Source organism: Nocardioides sp. NPDC127514, from assembly GCF_040302125.1.
In the GTDB taxonomy this organism is placed as follows: domain Bacteria; phylum Actinomycetota; class Actinomycetes; order Propionibacteriales; family Nocardioidaceae; genus Nocardioides.
In genome coordinates this window covers 1-17,967 of record NZ_JBEORF010000032.1, presented here as the reverse complement: position 1 = coordinate 17,967, position 17,967 = coordinate 1, and the positions used below count along the sequence as shown (strand labels likewise).

Here is a 17,967-nt window from a genome sequence, read left to right as displayed (position 1 = left end):
TAAGGCTTACCTAAACACGACTGTGGCTGATCGAGCAAGAGCCGCCGGCCGTTCAGAAGCCGATCGGCAGACCGGCGTAGTTCTCCGCGAGCCCGGCGGCGGCGTGCTCGCTCGAGGTCACCCAGCGCAGCTGGGAGAGCTGGAGCTGGGTGTCGAACGGGTCCTCGGCGGTGTGCAGCATCGTGGTCATCCACCAGGAGAAGTGGGTGCAGCGCCAGACGCGACGCAGCGCCGTCTCGGAGTAGTCGTCGGCCAGTCGTGAGTCGCCCTTGAGCAGCGCGGTGAGCGCGGGGGCCAGCAGCGCGACGTCCGCGACCGCGAGGTTGAGTCCCTTGGCTCCGGTCGGCGGGACGATGTGGGCGGCGTCGCCGGCCAGGAAGAGCCGGCCGTGGCGCATCGGCGTTGAGACGTGCGAGCGCATCGGGAGGACGCTGCGGTCGGTGATCCGGCCCGGCTGCAGGCTCCAGCCGTTCTGGCCGTGGCCGAGCCGGGCGGAGAGCGCGTCCCAGATCTGGTCGTCGGACCAGGTCGCCGGGTCGGTGCCGTTGGGCACCTGGAGGTAGAACCGCGAGACGCTCTCCGAGCGCATCGAGTGCAGCGCGAAGCCGTCGGGGTGCCAGGCGTAGATGAGCTCGTCGGTCGACGGCGCGACGTCGGCGAGGATGCCGAACCAGCTGTAGGGATAGGTGCGGTCCCAGCTCTCCCGGGCCGGGATCGCGGCGCGGCTGGGGCCGAAGGAGCCGTCGCAGCCGACGATGACATCGGCCCGGATCCGCTGGGGGAGCCCGGCGGCGTCGGTGAAGGTGACCGAGGGTCGGTCGGACGCGATGTCGTGCAGCGCGGTGTCGCTGACCTCGTAGTGAACCACCTGCCCGGCGGCGCGCCGGGCGTCGATCAGGTCCTTCTGCACCTCGGTCTGGCCGTAGACGTAGACCGCCCGGCCGACCAGGTCGACGAAGTCGAGGTGGTGGCGCTCCTCGGGCCACTGCAGGTAGATCCCGCGGTGCTTGTCGGCGTCGCGGGCGAGCCGGTCGCCGAGACCGACCTCGGTGAGCAGATCGACGCTCGACTGCTCCAGGATCCCGGCGCGGATGCGGGCCGCGACGTACTCCTCCGACCGGGTCTCGACCACGACCGAGTCGACCCCGTCGGCGGCGAGGAGATGGCTCAGCAGCATCCCTGCGGGGCCGGCGCCGACGATCACAACCTGCGTACGTTCTTCTGCCATGGGGTGAGTCAACTCCCGTCCGGTGGCTGCCGCCAGGGGGTTCTTCCACTGAATGGAAAACTCGCCGCCGGGGTGGATTCCCAAATAGCGCAGACGGGCTCTTGTGTCCGCGCCGACTCGTCCCTACGGTCGAGGCACCCCGATTGTGACCCGAGTCACAAACAACAGAAGGAGCGCTCCGATGCCCGACGTCCTCGCCGACCGTGCCGCCCTCGAGTCCCAGATCGGCGACCGGACCATGGTCGACGTACTCGCCAAGGTGGTCGCCGACCGCGGCTCCGAGCCGGCCTTCTCCGACCGGCACACCCCTGACGGCACGGGCTGGCGCACGCTGACCTGGGGCGAGCTGCACCAGCGTGCCCGCAAGCTGGCCGCCGCCTACATCGCTGCCGGTCTCCAGCCGGGGGAGTCGGTCGCGATCATGGCAGCGAACCGCATCGAGCACGTCGTCGCCGACATGGCCACGGTGCTCGCCGGTGGTGTCCCGATCAGCATCTACAACACCCTCGCGCCCGACCAGGTCGGCTACGTCGCCGAGCACGCCGACCCGCGGATCGTCGTGCTCGAGACCGACGACCACGTCGCCCGCTGGGCGCTCGGGCTCAAGCGCGAGGAGATCGTACGCGTCGTCACCATCGACACCGCCGTGGAGGACGACCCGCGGGCGGTCGCCTGGGACGACTTCGTGGCCTCGGGCGCAGCGGCGCTGGCCGAGGTCGGCGAGGAGCTGGACGCGCGCAGTGCCGCGGTGAGCCCTGACGACACGGTCACGATGCTCTACACCTCGGGCACGACCGGGCAGCCGAAGGGTGTGGTGCTCACCCACCGCAACATCGTCTTCGAGACGACCAGCTCGCTGACGGTCTCCGGGGTCGTGGAGCCGGGAGTGCTCGTCTCGTACCTGCCGTTCGCGCACATCGCCGAGCGGGTGCTCAGCCTCTACATCCCGCAGTTCAACGGCGGCCACGTCTACCTGGTCCAGGACCCCGCGCTGCTGCTCGGCACCCTCCAGGAGGTGCACCCGACCAGCTTCTTCGGGGTGCCGCGGGTCTGGGAGAAGATCCGCACCGGCGTCACCGCGCTGCTCGCCGCCGAGACCGACGAGGCCAAGAAGGCGGGTGTCGAGAAGGCGATGGCGGTCGGGCTGGCCTACGTCGAGTCGCAGCAGTTCGGGCAGACCACCTCACCCGAGCTGCAGGCACAGTTCGAACAGGTCGACGCCGCGGTCCTGTCGACCATGCGTGCGCTCCTCGGCCTCGACAGGGTCGAGTGGGCGGCCAGCGCGGCGGCGCCGATGCCGATCGAGGTGGCGAAGTTCTTCGCCGGCCTGGGGCTGAAGATCTACGACGTCTACGGCATGACCGAGACCACCGGGGCGGCCACCGGCAACGGCCCGGGGGCCTTCCGGCTCGGCACCGTCGGACGCGCCCAGCCCGGCATCGAGCTGCGCATCGCCGAGGACGGCGAGATCCTGTTCCGGGGCCCGATCATGACCCCGGGCTACGTGGGCCGACCCGATGCCACCGCCGCGCTCTTCGACTCCGAGGGCTGGCTGCACACCGGCGACATCGGCTCGCTCGACGAGGACGGCTTCCTCACCGTGGTCGACCGCAAGAAGGAGATGATCATCAACTCCGCGGGCAAGAACATCGCCCCCTCCAACATCGAGAACCTCCTCAAGGAGAGCCCGCTCGTCGGCCACGCGATGGTGGTGGGTGACGGCCGTTCGTACGTAGTCGCCGTCCTCACCCTCGACGGCGAGATCGCGCCCGTGGTCGCTCAGAAGCTCGGCGTCGAGGCAGGTTCGCTCGCCGAGCTGGCCCAGCACCCGGTCATCCGGGGCGCCGTCGCCCAGGCCGTCGACGCCGCCAACGCCCGCCTCTCCCGCCCCGAGCAGGTCAAGGCCTTCGAGCTGCTCGGCGAGGAGTGGACCGCCGAGTCCGAAGAGCTCACCCCGACCCTGAAGCTCAAGCGGCGGGTGGTGAGCAAGAAGTACGCCGACGTCATCGACGGCCTCTACACCCAGGACTGAGCCGGGCGGCCTACGCGGCGACGGCGTCCAAGCGGCTCACCTCCTCGTCGGTGAGCCGTAGGGCGCCGGCGGCGATGTTCTCCTCGAGGTGGGCGAGGTCGGCGGTGCCGGGGATGGCGAGCACGTGCGGACCCTGGTGGAGCGTCCAGGCGAGGCGTACCTGGGAGGGGGCGGCGGAGTGCGCCGCGGCGATGGCCTCGACGACCTCGCGACCGGTCTCGTCGGGGGCGGTTCCGGGGACAGCGCCGGCGACGGCGGCGCCGATGGAGTTGAAGGGCACGAACGCGACCCCGTGCTCGCCGCACAGCCGCAGCAGGGCGTCGTCCTCACGGCGGGTGGTGAGACCGTACTGGTTCTGTACGCAGGCCACGGGCCCGATCGCGAGCGCCTCGGTGAGCTGCTCGGGGCCGATGTTGGAGAGGCCGACGTGCTCGACCAGGCCCGCCTCGCGCAGGTCGAGCAGGGCGCCGAAGTGGTCGGCGATCGATCCGGTGCCGCGCTCGCGGCCGACTCCCCAGCGCAGGTTCACCAGGTCGAGGTGGTCGAGGCCGAGCTGGCGGATGTTCTCCTCGACCTGGTGGCGCAGGTGCTCGGGTCGGGGGTCGGACTCCCAGGCGCCGTCGCGGCTCCGTGGGGTGGGGCCGACCTTGGTCGCGATCAGCAGGTCGTCGGCGTACGGCTGGAGGGCGGTCGCGATCAGCTCGTTGGCCGAGCGCGTCGGGGTGAAGTAGATCGCCGCAGTGTCGATGTGGTTCACGCCGAGCTCGACGGCGCGGCCGAGGACGGCGATCGCGTTCTCGCGGTCGGGGGCGATCGGGGTGGAGAGGTTGCCGATCAGGCGCATCGCGCCGAAGCCAATCCGGTTGATCCGCTTGTCGCCGAGCTGCCAGGTGCCGGCGGCACCGGCGGTGATGTGGTTCGTGGTCATGCCCTCCAGCGTCGCGATCCGGCGCCGCGTACTCACGCCGTTGGCAGGTTGTTGCCGATCGCGGCTCTCGTCTTGGCGGGCGGGGGAAAATCGATGCCGTGACCAACACGGTGGGGACGATCCGGACGGGCTGGACCGTCGCCGTCGTACGCGGCGAGGAGGAGCTCGTGCGGCGCACCTCGCACCTGTTCGCGGCCGCCACCGACATCGCCTGTGCGGCGATCGACCTGCGCACCTGGTCGGCCGCGCGCACCGAGTCCGGCATCAGAGCGGCGCTGTGCGGTCGCGACGGGGCCGAGGTGCGGCTGCGGAAGGTCTACCGGCCCAACGTGCTGCTCGACCCGGTCTCCGCCGCCCATCTGCGCGAGATCCGCGACGTCCGCGGCGCCCAGATCCGGATCACCCCCGACGAGATCAACGAGACGATCCTGATCGACCGCCGGGTCGCGATCCTCGCCGGCGACCCGCGCCTGGGCGAGCGCAGCTTCAGCATCGTCACCCAGCCCGAGGTGGTCCAGGGCGTCACCTCGCTCTTCGACGCGGCCTGGCGCTCGGCGACGACCGTCGACGCCTACGACGCCCGGATCGCCGAGCTGCGCGACATCGCGCCGCAGGTGCTCGACCTGCTCGGCCGGGGCGTGAAGGACGAGGCCGCGGCGCGCACCCTCGGGCTGGGCGTACGCACCTACCGGCGCCGGGTCGCCGAGCTCATGGAGGCGCTCGGCGCCGCGTCCCGGTTCCAGGCGGGCGTACGCGCGCGAGAGCTCGGGCTCGTCTGACCGATCCGGTCAGCGGTGTCCGGATCCTGACGGCGGAGTCACGTTCTCAGGGGCCGCCCGGTAACGTCGAGGACGACTTGTTCGGGCGGGTCAGGAGGTCAGCAATGCGTTGCTTCATCGTCGTCAAAGAGTGCAGCGATGCCGAGAGATGGGACTGGGTCCTGGCTGGTCCGGGGCTGCAGGCGGCGGGATCGCTGGGTGCCCGCGGGACCGAGGACGCGATCATCGCGGCGGTCGGGGCGGCGTACGAGTCGCTGGAGTCGCTCGCGCCGGTCCAGGTCGTGGTGGCGCTGCCGTCCAACGCGCGGTTCTGGATACTGACCGACGAGATCGCCGACGCCTATCCCGGGGTCACCGTGGTGCCGTTCGCCGACGAGGACGCGGACATCCGGGCGGAGGCGGTGGAAGCGCTGGCGATCCATCGGGCCGGCCCGATGCCGCCGCTGGTGGTGGCGACCGACGGCTCGGCCCATCGCGGGTTCATCGGCTGGGGATGGCTCGCCGGCGACGGCCAGCACGGCTTCGGCCGGCAGGTGCCCAACGCCCGGATCCGCGACCCGCAGTCGCTCGTGGTCCTGGCCGAGCTGCAGGCGATCGCGGAGGCGGTGCGGGCGCTGCCCCGCCGGACGCTGACCATCCGGACCGACTCCCGGGTCGCGCTCGCGATGATCGAGGACTGGCTCCGCGGTGAGCTGTCGATGCCGAAGGGCTATGAGAGCGAGCACCGTGCCGAGCTCGCCGGCCTGACCCGGATGCACGACGACCTGTGCCGCGAGTCCGACCGGCTCTCCTTCGAGTGGGTGCGCGGCCACGTCGGCGAGGCGCTCAACGAGGGTGCCGACTCGCTCGCGAAGCTCGCACGGCGCTTCGCGGAGGGGACCTGGGGGCTGACCGCCGACGAAGTGCCCGAGAGGGCTCGGGCGATCGCGGAGACCTTTGCTGCGCCCGTGGCCGCTGGGTCCGCCACCGCCGGGTAGGTTCGGCCCTCGTGAACGCTCCTACGGTCACCATCGCCCCCGACGAGCCCGCGCAGCTTCGCGCGCGGCTCGATGCGCTGGGCCTGGACGGCATCTTCGACGTACACACCCACTTCCTGCCCGCGCGGATGCTCGACAAGGTGTGGGCCTACTTCGATGCGGTCGGGCCGTTGACCGGCCAGCCGTGGCCGATCGCCTATCGGCACTCCGAGGAGGAGCGGCTCCGGGTGCTGCGGGATCTCGGCGTACGTCACTTCTCGGCGCTCACCTATCCGCACAAGCCGGGGATGGCGGCATGGCTGAACCAGTGGGGTGCGGAGTTCGCGGCGGACAAGCCGGACTGCCTGCAGTCGGCGACGTTCTACCCGGAGCCGGGTGCGGGTGACTACGTGCGCGAGGCCGTCGAGGCGGGGGCGCGGATCTTCAAGGCGCACGTCCAGGTCGGCGACTACGACCCCAACTTGCCGCTGCTCGACCCGGTCTGGGAGGTGCTCTCGCAGTCCGGTACGCCGCTGGTGATCCACTCGGGACACGGCCCCGCCCCGGGTCGGTTCACCGGACCCAGCGGCATGGAGGCGCTGCTCGGACGCTATCCGGACCTGGTGCTGATCGTCGCTCACATGGGGCTGCCGGACTACTCGCGCTTCCTCGACCTGGTGGAGAAGTACGACGGCGTGCACCTGGACACCACCATGGCCTTCACCGCCTTCACCGAGGCGTCGACGCCCTTCCCGGCCGAGGAACTGCCGCGCCTGAAGGCGCTGGGCGAGCGGGTGCTGTTCGGGAGCGACTTCCCGAACATCCCCTATCCCTATCTAGAGGCGGTCGACGGGGTCCTGGGGCTCGGGCTCGGTGACGAGTGGACACGCGGGGTGCTCTACGAGAACGCCGCGCGGCTCTTCGGGCTGCCGCCGGCCGGCTAGGCCACGGCGGTCTCGTCGTAGCTGTCGGTGAGGATCTGGACGATGTCGGGGACGCCGAGCGCGAGCCGGTTGAACCGTGGCGACTCGGCGGCGACTTCCAGGTGCTTGGCGAGCTCGACCTCGTCGCGAGCCCACGGGATCAGTCCGGCACGGTCCAGGTTGGCCGAGTTGGCCGCGCCGTGGCCGGAGATCGAGCGGTAGGTGATCACCGGCGTGCCCGAGGCCAGGGCCTCGAGCGAGGTGAAGCCGCCGGCGTTCTGGACGACGCAGTCGCTGGTCGCCATCAGGGCGCGTACGTCGGTGCGCCAGCCGAGCGCCACGACACCGGGGATCCGCTCCAGGCGGCGCTTGAGACAGGGATCGGTCGCGCAGAGGACCACCGGGGTCATGTCGCTGTGCTCGAGGATGTCGCGGGCGGTCTGCTCAAGCGCACCCGCGCCCAGCGAGCCGCCGGTGACCAGTGCCCGAGGACCCTCCAGGTCGAGGTCGGCGAGCGGATCGGGGAAGACCTGGCCCGGGACGTACGCCGCCCCCGGCGGGACCAGCGGCTGGACCACCGCCGCGTTGCCGCCGAGCATGCGCGCCTCGCGTGCGGCGACCTCGTGGATGGCGAGGTTGAGGTCCATGCCGGGGTTGATCCACAGCGCCGGGACGGCGGCGTCGGTGAGATAGGTGACCGCCGGCACGGTGAGCTGTCCGCTGGTGCGCAGGTGGCCGATGACCTGGGAGCAGAACGGATGGGTCGAGATGACCAGATCGGCGCCGCGCATGGCCTCGGTGAGGTTGCGCGTGGAGAGGCGAAGGAACCGGTTGAACGGCTTGTGGAGCGGGCGTCCCGGCATGACCAGACTCATCGTGGTGCCCCACGAGTCGGGGCTGACCTGGAGCTGCATCTTGTAGCCGACCTTCAGTCCGTGCCCGAGCCGCCAGGGCATCAGGTCGACGAAGTCGAAGATCTCGACGTCGCATCCGGCCTCCCCGAGCGCTCGTGAGATCTCCCGGGAGGCCGAGTTGTGGCCGGCGCCGTAGCTCGCGGAGATGATCGCCACGCGGGGAGCCGTGCCGGGCCGGAGGTGAAGGAGGGGCCCGAGCCGCTCCGAGTCGATTGACATGCGCCGGATTCTGTACGCACGGTGTGACGTTGTGGTGAACGGGGGCACCCCGTCGCGTCACTCTTCACCATCGGTTCGTCTCCGCGAACCTGCGGGCGTTCTATGGTTCATCCTGTGATCACGCCCCGGGCACTGCGCACTCGAGCGCGGTCGGCGGTTGCCGAGCTGGGCGGCGGCCCCTCGGCGGTGGCGGCGGTGATGCGCAGTGTCGTGGCGGGGTTCGCGCGGGCACGGGGGATGGTGCTCACCGACGCTGCCCTGGACGCCGCCGGGTTGCTGTCGTGCGCGGACGGTCCGCAGCCGGATCATCTGCTGTCGAACTATCTGTTCCTGGATGGGGCCGCGGTCGATGATCTCGTTCTGGAGGAGATCGGTTACGTCTACGAGGCGCTGCTCGAGGTCTCCTCGCGACGCGACAACGGCGCCCACTACACCCCTCCCGAGCTCGCCGACGAGGTCGTCGCCCACGCGCTGGCTCCGGTCGCCTCCGCCGACCCGGCCGTGGTCGACATCGCCGCCGGGACCGGCGTCTTCCTCCTCGCCTCCGCCCGTCATCTGGCGTCCGCGTGCGAGCGGCCCGTGGCCGAGATCGTCACGCGCTGCCTCTACGGTGCCGACATCGACCCGGTCGCGGTCGACATCGCCAAGCTCTCCCTCTGGCTGCTCTGCGAGGACCCCTCGCTCCCGCTGACCTTCCTCGACGACCGGATCCTGTGCGGCAACTCGCTGGTCGGATTCGTCGACGCGGACGAGCTGCCAGCCGGCGTCGATGACCCCGAGGCGTACGCCGATGCCATGGTCGCGGTCGCGCTGCCGCTGGGCGGTCGGCCGGGGAGACGGCTCGAGGAGGCCTACGCGGCACTGAGTCGGTGTCGGCGTCTGCCGGTGCCCGCCGTCCGGCCGATCCACTGGGCGCTGGTCGCGCCCGAGGTGATGGCGCGCGGCGGCTTCGACGCGGTGGTCGGCAACCCGCCCTACCTCGGGGTGAAGCGGGTGCGGGACGCGATCGGCCAGGAGCTGCGCGACTACCTCGCGCACACGCTCGCCGGGGGCACGACGAGGCGGGCCGACTACGTCATCTACTTCCTGCTCCGGGCAGCCGCTCTCAGTCGCGGCGAGATCGGGCTGATCACGACCGACTCGATCAGCGAGGGTGACACCGCGCGCTTCGGCCTCGGGGCGCTATTGGACCGCGGCTGGCAGGTCGCCCGGGCGGAGCGTTCGGCCCCGTGGCCGACGGCGGGCGTGCGGTTCGCGAAGATCTGGCTCACCACGCGGCCGCTGGACAGCGCGTGGCTCGACGGGCGATCGGTCCCGGCGATCACCGGGACGCTCGAGGACGGCTTCTCCCTCCCGGAGCCGGCGCGGCTGGATCTCGACGTACCGCTGCCTCACGGCTATCAGGGCACGATCGTGCTCGGCCGCACGCTCGTCCTGACGCCGGCCGAGGCGGAGGCTCTCGGACGCGGTCCGCTCGGGCACACCGTGCGCCCCTACCTGAGCGGCGAGGACCTGGTGACCCCCTGCGGCTCGACCGCCTCCCGCTTCGTGCTCGACGTCGGCAAGCTGGGCCTGGAGGAGCTCGCCGAGGACCGTGCGCTCGCGCGGCTGGTGCGGTCGAAGGTGCGTGCCGAGCGCCGTCGCCAGTTCGTGAAGTACCCCCAGCTCAAGGAGCGCTGGTGGGGCTTCCTCAGCCCGGTCGACGAGCTCTACCGCGACGCCGCCGGGCTCTCGCACGTCATCGCGTTCAGCAAGCACAGCAAGCATCTGTGGCCCGTGCTGGTCGGTGCCGACCACGTCTTCTCCAACGGGCTGGTCGTCTATCCCACCCAGGACCCGGCTGCGTACGCCTTCCTGGCCTCCGACCTCCACCGGGTCTGGGCGGTACGCGCCGGCGGCACCATGCTCAACACCGCCTACCGCTACAACCCCTCGCGCCTGCGTGCCACCTACCCGTTCCCCGCTGACCTCGAGCCGCTCCGCCCGGCCGGCGTCACGCTCCTGGCGGCCCTCGACCGGGTCGGCGAGGAGCGCCGGATCGGCATCACCGGCGTACTCAACCTCGTCGGCGACCCCGACACCCACGATCCCGCGACCACCGACCTCCGCCAGGCCATCGCGGACGTCAACCACGCGACCGCCCGCCTCCACGGCCTCGACGAGTCCCTGGCCACCCCCGACCTCACCCCCTCCGGCTTCGGCCTCACCCCGACCCGTCAGCGAGCCCTCATGGCCGCCCTCGTCGACCAGAACCTCGCCCTAGCCGAGAAGGCACAAGCGCCCGCCGAGACGTGAGTTCTGGCGGCCGAGACTGCAGTAGTGGGCGACGAAACGAGAGTTTCGTCGCCCACAAGTGCGGATTCGGCCGCCACAACTGCGGTTTCGGCTAGACCGGGGTGGCGGGACCGCCCTCGCCAGGAGCGGTGAAGTCGACGGTGCGCTTGGCGTTGGCCAGGGCGGTGACGGTGGCGGTGCCGATGGTGCCCTCGCGGTCGAAGACCTCGGCGGTGCCGACGGAGATGCCCTCATGGGCGACGTGGTCGATGGTGGCGAGGCCGACCTCCATCCCGGCCGGGCGCCGGGCGAGGGCGAGCGAGATGTCGGTGTTGATCCACTCCACGCCGTTGCTGCCCCAGTTGGTGACCATCGAGGTGGCGTCGGCGATGGAGGCCACGGTCTGGAACGGGGTCATCGGCTCGCCGGCGACGGTCGGTACGGCAACCTGCCAGGTGACGTGGCGCCCGGCGTTCTGGTGCTTGCCGAAGTCGTCGGACCAGGGGTTCTCGGAGACGAAGAACGGTACGTGCGGCTCGGAGGTCGGCGGCGCGACCTCGAGCGGCGGGGGAGTGGCGCGGTCGGTCGACGACCAGACGTCGCCGGCCGGGTTCTCGCCGGCGAGCAGGTAGGTGCACGTCGCCCGAGCCACGACCTGCTCCGAGCCATCGGCCGCTGACTGGACCATCTCGGCGTCGAGCAGTGCGATGCGCGGGCCGTTGCGTACGACCCTCGTACGGATCCGCGTCGGCACCATCCGCGGCGGCCGGAACAGGTCCACGTGATAGCGCGAGGGGACCAGTTCCGAGGCACGTCCGAGCTCCTCGATCTGGTCCTCGAGACCGCGAGCGATCAGGCCGCTGGCGGCCACTCCGTGCATGTGGTCCTCGGCCCACATGCTGCGAGCCATCGGCGTAGGCTCGAAACCGTCATCGGTGCGCCGGAAGAATGCGAGATCCATGCGGACATTCTAGAACGTGTCCTAACTTCGGATTCAGTTGCCAGAACCGGTAAAGAGTAACGGTTCCGTCATCAAAAGCGCTCCAAAACCACGTACCATCGCACCAAAGCAGCCCCCGATCGAAGAGGATGACGATGAGCACCACGCCTCCGTACCAGGTGACCGACCCCGCAACCGGCGAGGTGATCGAGACCTTCCCATTCGCCACCGATGCCGAGGTGGAGGAGGCGCTGGAGCGGTCCAAGAAGGCGTACGAAGCCTGGCGCTCGACCCCGATCGAGGAGCGTTCCGCGATCGTGAAGCGCGCCGCGGACCTCTTCACCGAGCGGGCCGCGGAGCTCGGGAGGATCATCCGCACCGAGATGGGCAAGAAGGCCTCCTCCGGCGCCGGCGAGGCCGAGTTCTCCGGCGAGATCACCGCCTACTACGCCGACCACGGCCCCGAGCTGCTCGCGGAGACCGACCTGCCCGGCCACGAGGGCAAGGCGGTCATCCAGCGTCTCCCGCTCGGCCCGGTGCTCGGTGTCATGCCGTGGAACTACCCCTACTACCAGGTCGCCCGCTTTGCCGCGCCCAACCTGGTCGCCGGCAACACCGTCATCCTCAAGCACGCCGAGAACTGCCCGCGCTCCTCGGCCGCGATCGCGAAGATCTTCGCGGACGCCGGCCTCCCCGAGGGCGTCTACCAGAACCTCTACGCCACCCACGAGCAGATCGCCACGATGATCGCCGACCCGCGGGTCCGCGCGGTCTCCCTCACCGGCTCCGAGCGCGCCGGTACGGCGGTCGCCGAGGCCGCCGGCCGCCACCTGAAGAAGGTCGTCCTCGAGCTCGGCGGCTCCGACCCGTACATCATCCTCGACTCCGACGACATCGACGAGGCTGCCGAGACCGCCTGGGCGACCCGGATGGAGAACGTCGGCCAGGTCTGCAACGGCAACAAGCGGATGATCGTGAACGAGGGCGTCTACGACGACTTCGTCGCGGCCCTCACCAAGCGCGCCGCCGCGATGAAGCCGCTCGAGGGCGAGGACGGCGACGACACCGTCTACTCCCCGCTGGTGGCCCGCAAGGCCGCCGAGGCGCTGCGCGACCAGATCCAGGATGCCGTCGACAAGGGCGCTACGCTCCACGCAGGCGGCGAGATCTCGGACGGCCCCGACGCCTTCTTCGCCCCCGCCGTCCTCACCGGTGTCACGCCGGAGATGCGCGCCTACACCGAGGAGCTCTTCGGCCCGGTCGCCGTCGTCTACAAGGTGAGCACCGACGAGGAGGCCGTCGAGCTGGCCAACGCGGTCGAGTACGGCCTCGGTGGCGCCGTCTTCTCGACCGACGAGGCACGCGCGATCGCCGTCGCCCAGCAGCTCGAGGTCGGCATGGCCAACGTCAACACGCCGGCCGGCGAGGGCGCCGACGTCCCCTTCGGCGGCACCAAGCGCTCCGGCTTCGGCCGCGAGCTCGGCCCGCTCGGGATCGACGAGTTCCTCAACAAGCGTCTGTTCTACGTCGAGCGCTGAGCAGAACCGATCAGTCGCGCCGGATTCTGAGAGAATCCTGGGCGTGGCTGAGAAGGTGACCTTCAAGAGTACGTCCGGACCCATGCTGGCCGGTCTCATCGACCTGCCCGAGGGTGAGGTGCGTGGCTGGGGCGTGTTCAGTCACGGTTTCACCCTCGGGAAGGACTCTCCGGCCGCGGCACGGATCTGCAAGCAGCTTGCCGCCGAGGGCATCGGGATGCTGCGCTTCGACAACCTCGGGCTCGGCGACTCCGAGGGCGACTGGGGCGACGGCTCCTTCACCCACAAGGTCGCCGACACCGTCGAGGCCACCCGTTTCATGGCCGAGCGCGGCACCCCGGCCGAGCTGCTCGTCGGCCACTCCTTCGGCGGTGCGGCGGTCCTCGCTGCAGCCGCTGACGGGGTCGGCGTCGATGCCGTCGCCACCGTCGCGGCTCCGTTCCAGCCGGCGCACGTCGAGCACAACTACGACGCCGTGCTCTCCCGTGTGCTGGAGGACGGCGAGGCGCCGTGGATGGCGGGTGGCAAGTCGCTGACCCTGCGCAAGGCCTTCGTCCATGACGTACGCCGCGCCGACCTGCGCCACAAGATCATGCAGCTCAAGAAGCCGCTCCTGGTCATGCACAGCCCGACCGACACCACGGTCGGCATCGAGAACGCCTCCGACATCTTCAACACCGCCCGCCACCCGCGGTCCTTCGTGTCCCTGGAGGGCTCCGACCATCTCCTCACGAAGCGCGGCCAGGCCCAGCGCGCCGCCCGGATCATCTCGGCCTGGGCGGATCAGTACCTGATCGACTGAGTCGCAGCGCTGTCGCCGCGTCGACCTCGGATAGGTTCGGGCCATTCAGACGGTGGCACGGTCGCCGAGCGACGCGGAGGGTAGATGATCAAGAAGCCGAAGTTCCCGGTCAAGGAGCTGATCACGGCAGGGTCTGCGGCACCGCAGGTGCTGGTCGGCCACCTGGTCGCGACCCAGGGTCCGGAGATCGCCAGGAAGGTCGCCGCGGACCGGTCCGAGCCCGGCTTCGACACCGAGGCGTACGTCGACGAGCTGATCAGGAAGCACCGCTGGTTCGCTCGTCTGCAGGGTGCCAGCGGCGGCGCGATGATCGCCGTCGCCGAGGTGCCGGCCGTGATCGGCGGTCCGGCTGCGGTCGTGGCCGCGGCCGGGACGGCGATCCTCGGCGACCTGATCGCGCTGGCGTGGATCGAGCAGCGCCTGGTGATGCACATCGCCGCCGCGTACGGACACGATCTGGAGGATCCGGTGCGGGTCAACGAGTTCCTCAAGCTGGCCGGCGTGAACCTGCTCTTCGACGGCGGCGGCAGCGTGGCGGGCGCCGCTGGCAGCCGCTTCGGCGTCCGGGCCGTCTCCCGCTGGGCGGTGAACAAGACCGTCGAGGCCACCAGTTCGATGGCGCACCTCGTCGGTGTCCGGGTCGCCCGGCGTGTCGTCCTGCGCGGCATCCCGGTGCTCAACATCCCGCTCGGTGTGGTGCTCTCGGACGTCGCCACCAACCGTCTCGGAAGGCGCGCACGCGAGTTCTACCGGGCTCATCCGAGGCCTGCCTGAGCCTCGCGTTTGATCAATTGACAGAAAACGCCGAACGAGACTTCCGCTAACCGGTGTGGGTGGGGTTACACTCGCTCCAAGCGCCCGGCTCGTGGACGTTCGTCGTGGGGACCGAACGAGTCACTGGCCCGGTCGATGAGGCGCCGATCGCGCGTATCCGCTGTTTGGCCGCGGTCGTCAGTCGTCTGCCATCGATCTGCGTGAGCCCTGGGAGGGCGACCGGCCGATGAGGGTCGGCATTTGGACATGCCACTCACCCGTGCGTGGCCCCAAGGAGGATTCAGTTGGCTCAGGGAGCCGCTACCCGGCGCAACAACCGGTCCGGCCGTTCACGTAGCAACGGCAACGCCGGCAAGTCCGGGCAGAACGGTCGCCGCAAGGGCGTCCACAAGGACAACGAGGGCATCATTCCGGTGCTCGCGCAGGTCGTCCGCGAGGTGGAGTCGGCCGTTCAGCGCCGCTCGGCCATGCCCGACGTACGGACCAAGTTCCAGGTCGTCGCGCTTCTCGCCCGAGACGAGCGCCACCGCGTGCTCGAGGACGAGACCCTCAACGAGGGTCGCCGCGCCGAGCAGCTCAAGCGTCTGGACGGGATCGCCACGATCCTCGCCAAGACCGCGACCATGGACTCGCGCCTGTTCGAGCTCCTCGCCGAGGACGCCGAGATCTCCGAGGCCGCCGTCGACCTCAAGCACGAGCTGATGGCCCGTGGCGGCGTCGACGTGCCTGAGGACGAGGAGGAGGACGAGGACGAGACGCCTGCCGTCGTGGTCCCCGACAAGCGCGTGGTCCCGACCAGCGTCATCCAGCGCCAGCTCTCCAACCCGTTCCTGGTGCCCGACTTCACCAACGCCCGCCCGCCGGTGCACGCCCGCCGTCTGTCCGGCTGGGAGCTCCTCGGGCCGCTGTTCCGAAGCTTCGAGTACGCCGACTCCGGGCCCTCCTGCATGCCGCTGCCCGAGCCGCCCGCCTACGGCCCCGGTCACATCGACGCGCCGGGCACCCGCGAGCTCATGCACCACCAGGCGCAGCTGGTCGCCTCCGCGGCCGAGGGCCACCGCTCCTACCTGCTGGCCGACGAGCCGGGCCTCGGCAAGACCGCGCAGGCGCTGCTCGCCGCCGAGGCGGCCGACGCCTACCCGCTGCTCGTGGTCGTGCCCAACGTCGTCAAGGCCAACTGGGCCCGCGAGGTCGACCTCTGGACGCCGTCCAAGAAGGCGACCGTGGTCCACGGCAACGGCGAGGACATCGATGGCTTCGCCGACATCATCGTGGTCAACTACGAGATCCTCGACCGCCACGTCGGCTGGCTCGGCGAGTTCGGCTTCAAGGGCATGGTCGTCGACGAGGCCCACTTCATCAAGAACAAGTCCTCCCAGCGCTCCCAGCACGTGCTGGCCCTCTCGGAGAAGATCCGGCAGCGTACGGCCAATCCGCTGCTGATGGCGCTGACCGGCACCCCGCTGATCAACGACATCGAGGACTTCCGGGCGATCTGGCAGTTCCTCGGCTGGATCGACGACGTCAAACCGCTCAACGGCCTGCTCGAGGGGCTCGAGGAGACCGGCCTGACCCCGCAGGACAACAGCTTCTACGGCGCGGCCCGCCGCGTCGTCGTCAACCAGGGCATCGTGCGCCGCCGCAAGATCGACGTCGCCAGCGACATCCCGGCGCGCCGCGTGGCCGACCTGCCGGTCGAGCTCGACGACGCCGAGGGCCGCTCGATCCGGGCCGCAGAGGCCGAGCTGGCCAAGCGGATGATGCAGCGCTACGACACCGCGATCGAGACCCGGGTGACCGGCGCCAAGCCGGCCCCCGGCGAGCTCGACCTCGAGCTGATCCGCCGCGTCGCCACCTGGGAGCGCGAGGACCAGGACGCCTCCACCGGCGAGAACGTCTTCGGGATGATGCGCCGCATCGGTCGCGCGAAGGCCTCGCTGGCCGCCGACTACGCCGCTCAGCTGGCGCGCAACGTCGGCAAGGTCGTCTTCTTCGCCAAGCACATCGAGGTGATGGACACCGCGCAGAAGCTCTTCGAGGAGCGCGGCATCCGCTACTCCACGATCCGCGGCGACCAGACCTCGAAGGCACGCGAGAAGGCCATCGACGAGTTCATGAACGACCCCGAGGTCAAGATCATCGTCTGCTCGCTCACCGCCGCCGGTGTCGGCGTCAACCTGCAGGCCGCCTCCAACCTGATCCTGGCCGAGCTCTCCTGGACCGACGCCGAGCAGACCCAGGCGATCGACCGTGTCCACCGCATCGGCCAGACCGAGCCGGTCACCGCCTGGCGCATCATCGCCTCGCAGACCATCGACACCCGGATCGCCGAGCTGATCGACTCCAAGGCCGGCCTCGCGGCTCGTGCCCTGGACGGCTCCGACGAAGAGGTCACCGACTCCGCCGACGTACAGCTCGAGGCTCTGGTCTCGCTGCTGACCGACGCTCTGCGCAAGCGCGAGTCCGGCCGCCGCGGCCGGCGCGCCGCCTGACACCGACCCAGGACTCGTCCGGGCCCCATCTCAGGGAGAATCCTGAGGTGGGGCCTGGGTGGTCCGGCGTACGCTGGATCACATGTTCTGGATTATCTTGCTGGTCATCGCAGCGGCTGTCGGTGGATACGTGTTCCGGGTTCCGATCGTCGCCAAGCTGACCGGGCAGCCACGCAGCCGCATCGAGCGGCAGATCGGGCCGAAGAGCAAGCGTCTTCCCTGATCCCACGAGGAATCCGCACGGGGAATCCTCAGTGACGCACGTGCGTTGAGACGTACGTGCCCGCCGATCCGGCGCGCACCCACCCCAGACCGGAAGCGAGAGCCCCATGCCCACCGTCGAGCTCGGCGCAGAGAACTTCGAGAGCACCGTCACCGACAACGAGATCGTCCTCGTCGACTTCTGGGCGTCCTGGTGCGGCCCGTGCCGCCAGTTCGGCCCGATCTACGACGCCGCCTCCCAGGAGCACCCCGAGATCGTCTTCGGGAAGGTCGACACCGAGGCCGAGCAGGCGCTCGCCGGTGCCGCCAACATCACCTCGATCCCGACGCTGATGGCCTTCAAGAAGGGCAACCTCGTCTTCTCGCAGCCCGGTGCGCTCCCCGCGCCCGCGCTCAAGCAGGTCATCGACGCCGTCGTCGAGCTCGACATCGACAAGGCGCTTGCCGAGCAGTCCTCGAAGGAGTCCGGCGAGTAAGACTCGTCGGTGCTCCGGGGCCGGCATCGGGTTTGATAGCGCTGTGACCGAAGACGCCCACGACGAGCTCCTGCGCCTGCGCGGCAGCATCGACAACCTCGACGCCGCCCTTGTCCACCTTCTCGCCGAGCGCTTCAAGTGCACCGAGCAGGTCGGCCGGCTGAAGGCGCGCGCGGGCTTCCCGCCAGCCGATCCGAGCCGCGAGGCGGTCCAGATCGAGCGGCTCCGCCGGCTCTCCGACGACGCCGGCCTCGACCCCGAGTTCGCCGAGAAGATCCTCAACGTGATCATCGCCGAGGTGATCCGCAACCACCGCCAATTCGTCGAGGACTGAGCGTCGGGGTAGTCCGGTAGCGAACTGCCCATCTACTCGCCGGTAATAGGCAGTTCGCTCGGGTCCCGCCCGGGTATCCCCGTCGCCGGTCTGGACGTACGACCGTGAGGAAGGTCCTCGCGGCGAGCGGTGTCGG

Annotated in this window: 16 protein-coding genes; 12 read left to right on the top strand and 4 right to left on the bottom strand. The window is 70.2% G+C overall.

The genetic code is table 11. From position 1 onward, the window contains the following. Positions 1-52 precede the first annotated feature (52 nt). On the bottom strand, positions 53-1,228 hold the full coding sequence (locus tag ABTX24_RS23295) for a 4-hydroxybenzoate 3-monooxygenase (protein ID WP_350842960.1): 1,176 nt from the start codon (positions 1,226-1,228) through the stop codon (positions 53-55). Positions 1,229-1,409: 181 nt separating this feature from the next. Between ABTX24_RS23295 and ABTX24_RS23290 the strand changes: the two genes are divergently transcribed. After that, complete coding sequence (locus ABTX24_RS23290) at positions 1,410-3,260, top strand: AMP-dependent synthetase/ligase (RefSeq protein ID WP_350842958.1); 1,851 nt, start codon at positions 1,410-1,412, stop codon at positions 3,258-3,260. A gap of 10 nt (positions 3,261-3,270) precedes the next feature. Here ABTX24_RS23290 and ABTX24_RS23285 read toward each other — a convergent pair whose 3' ends face one another. Beyond that, complete coding sequence (locus ABTX24_RS23285) at positions 3,271-4,188, bottom strand: aldo/keto reductase (protein ID WP_350842956.1); 918 nt, start codon at positions 4,186-4,188, stop codon at positions 3,271-3,273. 98 nt (positions 4,189-4,286) lie between these two features. On the opposite strand from ABTX24_RS23285, the gene ABTX24_RS23280 reads away from it, so the two are divergent. The 3 genes from ABTX24_RS23280 to ABTX24_RS23270 all read left to right on the top strand — a co-directional run bounded on the left by ABTX24_RS23280 (position 4,287) and on the right by ABTX24_RS23270 (position 6,867). Next, the gene (locus ABTX24_RS23280) at positions 4,287-4,967 is read left to right on the top strand and encodes a DNA-binding response regulator (RefSeq protein ID WP_350842954.1); all 681 of its coding nucleotides are present in this window, start codon (positions 4,287-4,289) and stop codon (positions 4,965-4,967) included. 104 nt (positions 4,968-5,071) lie between these two features. Continuing rightward, complete coding sequence (locus ABTX24_RS23275) at positions 5,072-5,944, top strand: RNase H family protein (protein ID WP_350842952.1); 873 nt, start codon at positions 5,072-5,074, stop codon at positions 5,942-5,944. 11 nt (positions 5,945-5,955) lie between these two features. After that, positions 5,956-6,867: an amidohydrolase family protein gene (locus ABTX24_RS23270; protein ID WP_350842950.1), complete on the top strand. Its 912-nt coding sequence runs from the start codon at positions 5,956-5,958 to the stop codon at positions 6,865-6,867. Here ABTX24_RS23270 and ABTX24_RS23265 read toward each other — a convergent pair. After that, positions 6,864-7,979: an MGDG synthase family glycosyltransferase gene (locus ABTX24_RS23265; RefSeq protein ID WP_350842948.1), complete on the bottom strand. Its 1,116-nt coding sequence runs from the start codon at positions 7,977-7,979 to the stop codon at positions 6,864-6,866. The genes ABTX24_RS23270 and ABTX24_RS23265 overlap by 4 nt on opposite strands. Positions 7,980-8,093: 114 nt before the next feature. On the opposite strand from ABTX24_RS23265, the gene ABTX24_RS23260 reads away from it, so the two are divergent. Further along, positions 8,094-10,274: an Eco57I restriction-modification methylase domain-containing protein gene (locus ABTX24_RS23260; protein WP_350842946.1), complete on the top strand. Its 2,181-nt coding sequence runs from the start codon at positions 8,094-8,096 to the stop codon at positions 10,272-10,274. A 91-nt stretch (positions 10,275-10,365) separates the two neighbouring features. Here the strand turns inward: ABTX24_RS23260 and ABTX24_RS23255 are convergent, their stop codons facing one another. Beyond that, positions 10,366-11,214: an acyl-CoA thioesterase domain-containing protein gene (locus ABTX24_RS23255; RefSeq protein WP_350842945.1), complete on the bottom strand. Its 849-nt coding sequence runs from the start codon at positions 11,212-11,214 to the stop codon at positions 10,366-10,368. A gap of 134 nt (positions 11,215-11,348) precedes the next feature. On the opposite strand from ABTX24_RS23255, the gene ABTX24_RS23250 reads away from it, so the two are divergent. The 7 genes from ABTX24_RS23250 to ABTX24_RS23220 all read left to right on the top strand — a co-directional run bounded on the left by ABTX24_RS23250 (position 11,349) and on the right by ABTX24_RS23220 (position 17,831). Then, positions 11,349-12,731, top strand: a complete 1,383-nt coding sequence (locus ABTX24_RS23250; RefSeq protein ID WP_350842943.1) for an NAD-dependent succinate-semialdehyde dehydrogenase — start codon at positions 11,349-11,351, stop codon at positions 12,729-12,731. Between the two features lie 43 nt (positions 12,732-12,774). After that, positions 12,775-13,533, top strand: a complete 759-nt coding sequence (locus ABTX24_RS23245) for an alpha/beta hydrolase family protein (RefSeq protein ID WP_160027604.1) — start codon at positions 12,775-12,777, stop codon at positions 13,531-13,533. Between the two features lie 84 nt (positions 13,534-13,617). Next, entirely contained in the window at positions 13,618-14,307 is a 690-nt protein-coding gene (locus ABTX24_RS23240) for a hypothetical protein (protein WP_160027605.1), read from the top strand. A 284-nt stretch (positions 14,308-14,591) separates the two neighbouring features. Further along, positions 14,592-16,799, top strand: a complete 2,208-nt coding sequence (locus ABTX24_RS23235) for a DEAD/DEAH box helicase (protein WP_350842941.1) — start codon at positions 14,592-14,594, stop codon at positions 16,797-16,799. 82 nt (positions 16,800-16,881) lie between these two features. Next, positions 16,882-17,022, top strand: a complete 141-nt coding sequence (locus ABTX24_RS23230) for a hypothetical protein (protein ID WP_183543801.1) — start codon at positions 16,882-16,884, stop codon at positions 17,020-17,022. Between the two features lie 106 nt (positions 17,023-17,128). Continuing rightward, positions 17,129-17,497, top strand: a complete 369-nt coding sequence (trxA, locus tag ABTX24_RS23225) for a thioredoxin (RefSeq protein ID WP_160027609.1) — start codon at positions 17,129-17,131, stop codon at positions 17,495-17,497. A gap of 43 nt (positions 17,498-17,540) precedes the next feature. After that, positions 17,541-17,831: a chorismate mutase gene (locus tag ABTX24_RS23220; protein ID WP_201451241.1), complete on the top strand. Its 291-nt coding sequence runs from the start codon at positions 17,541-17,543 to the stop codon at positions 17,829-17,831. Positions 17,832-17,967: the final 136 nt, after the last annotated feature.

Coding starts and splice junctions, on each gene's coding strand:
- trxA (WP_160027609.1), top strand. CDS start 17,129: ATGCCCACCGTCGAGCTCGGCGCAGAGAACTTCGAGAGCACCGTCACC.
- ABTX24_RS23250 (WP_350842943.1), top strand. CDS start 11,349: ATGAGCACCACGCCTCCGTACCAGGTGACCGACCCCGCAACCGGCGAG.
- ABTX24_RS23275 (WP_350842952.1), top strand. CDS start 5,072: ATGCGTTGCTTCATCGTCGTCAAAGAGTGCAGCGATGCCGAGAGATGG.
- ABTX24_RS23265 (WP_350842948.1), bottom strand. CDS start 7,979: ATGTCAATCGACTCGGAGCGGCTCGGGCCCCTCCTTCACCTCCGGCCC.
- ABTX24_RS23295 (WP_350842960.1), bottom strand. CDS start 1,228: ATGGCAGAAGAACGTACGCAGGTTGTGATCGTCGGCGCCGGCCCCGCA.
- ABTX24_RS23290 (WP_350842958.1), top strand. CDS start 1,410: ATGCCCGACGTCCTCGCCGACCGTGCCGCCCTCGAGTCCCAGATCGGC.
- ABTX24_RS23230 (WP_183543801.1), top strand. CDS start 16,882: ATGTTCTGGATTATCTTGCTGGTCATCGCAGCGGCTGTCGGTGGATAC.
- ABTX24_RS23255 (WP_350842945.1), bottom strand. CDS start 11,214: ATGGATCTCGCATTCTTCCGGCGCACCGATGACGGTTTCGAGCCTACG.
- ABTX24_RS23240 (WP_160027605.1), top strand. CDS start 13,618: ATGATCAAGAAGCCGAAGTTCCCGGTCAAGGAGCTGATCACGGCAGGG.
- ABTX24_RS23285 (WP_350842956.1), bottom strand. CDS start 4,188: ATGACCACGAACCACATCACCGCCGGTGCCGCCGGCACCTGGCAGCTC.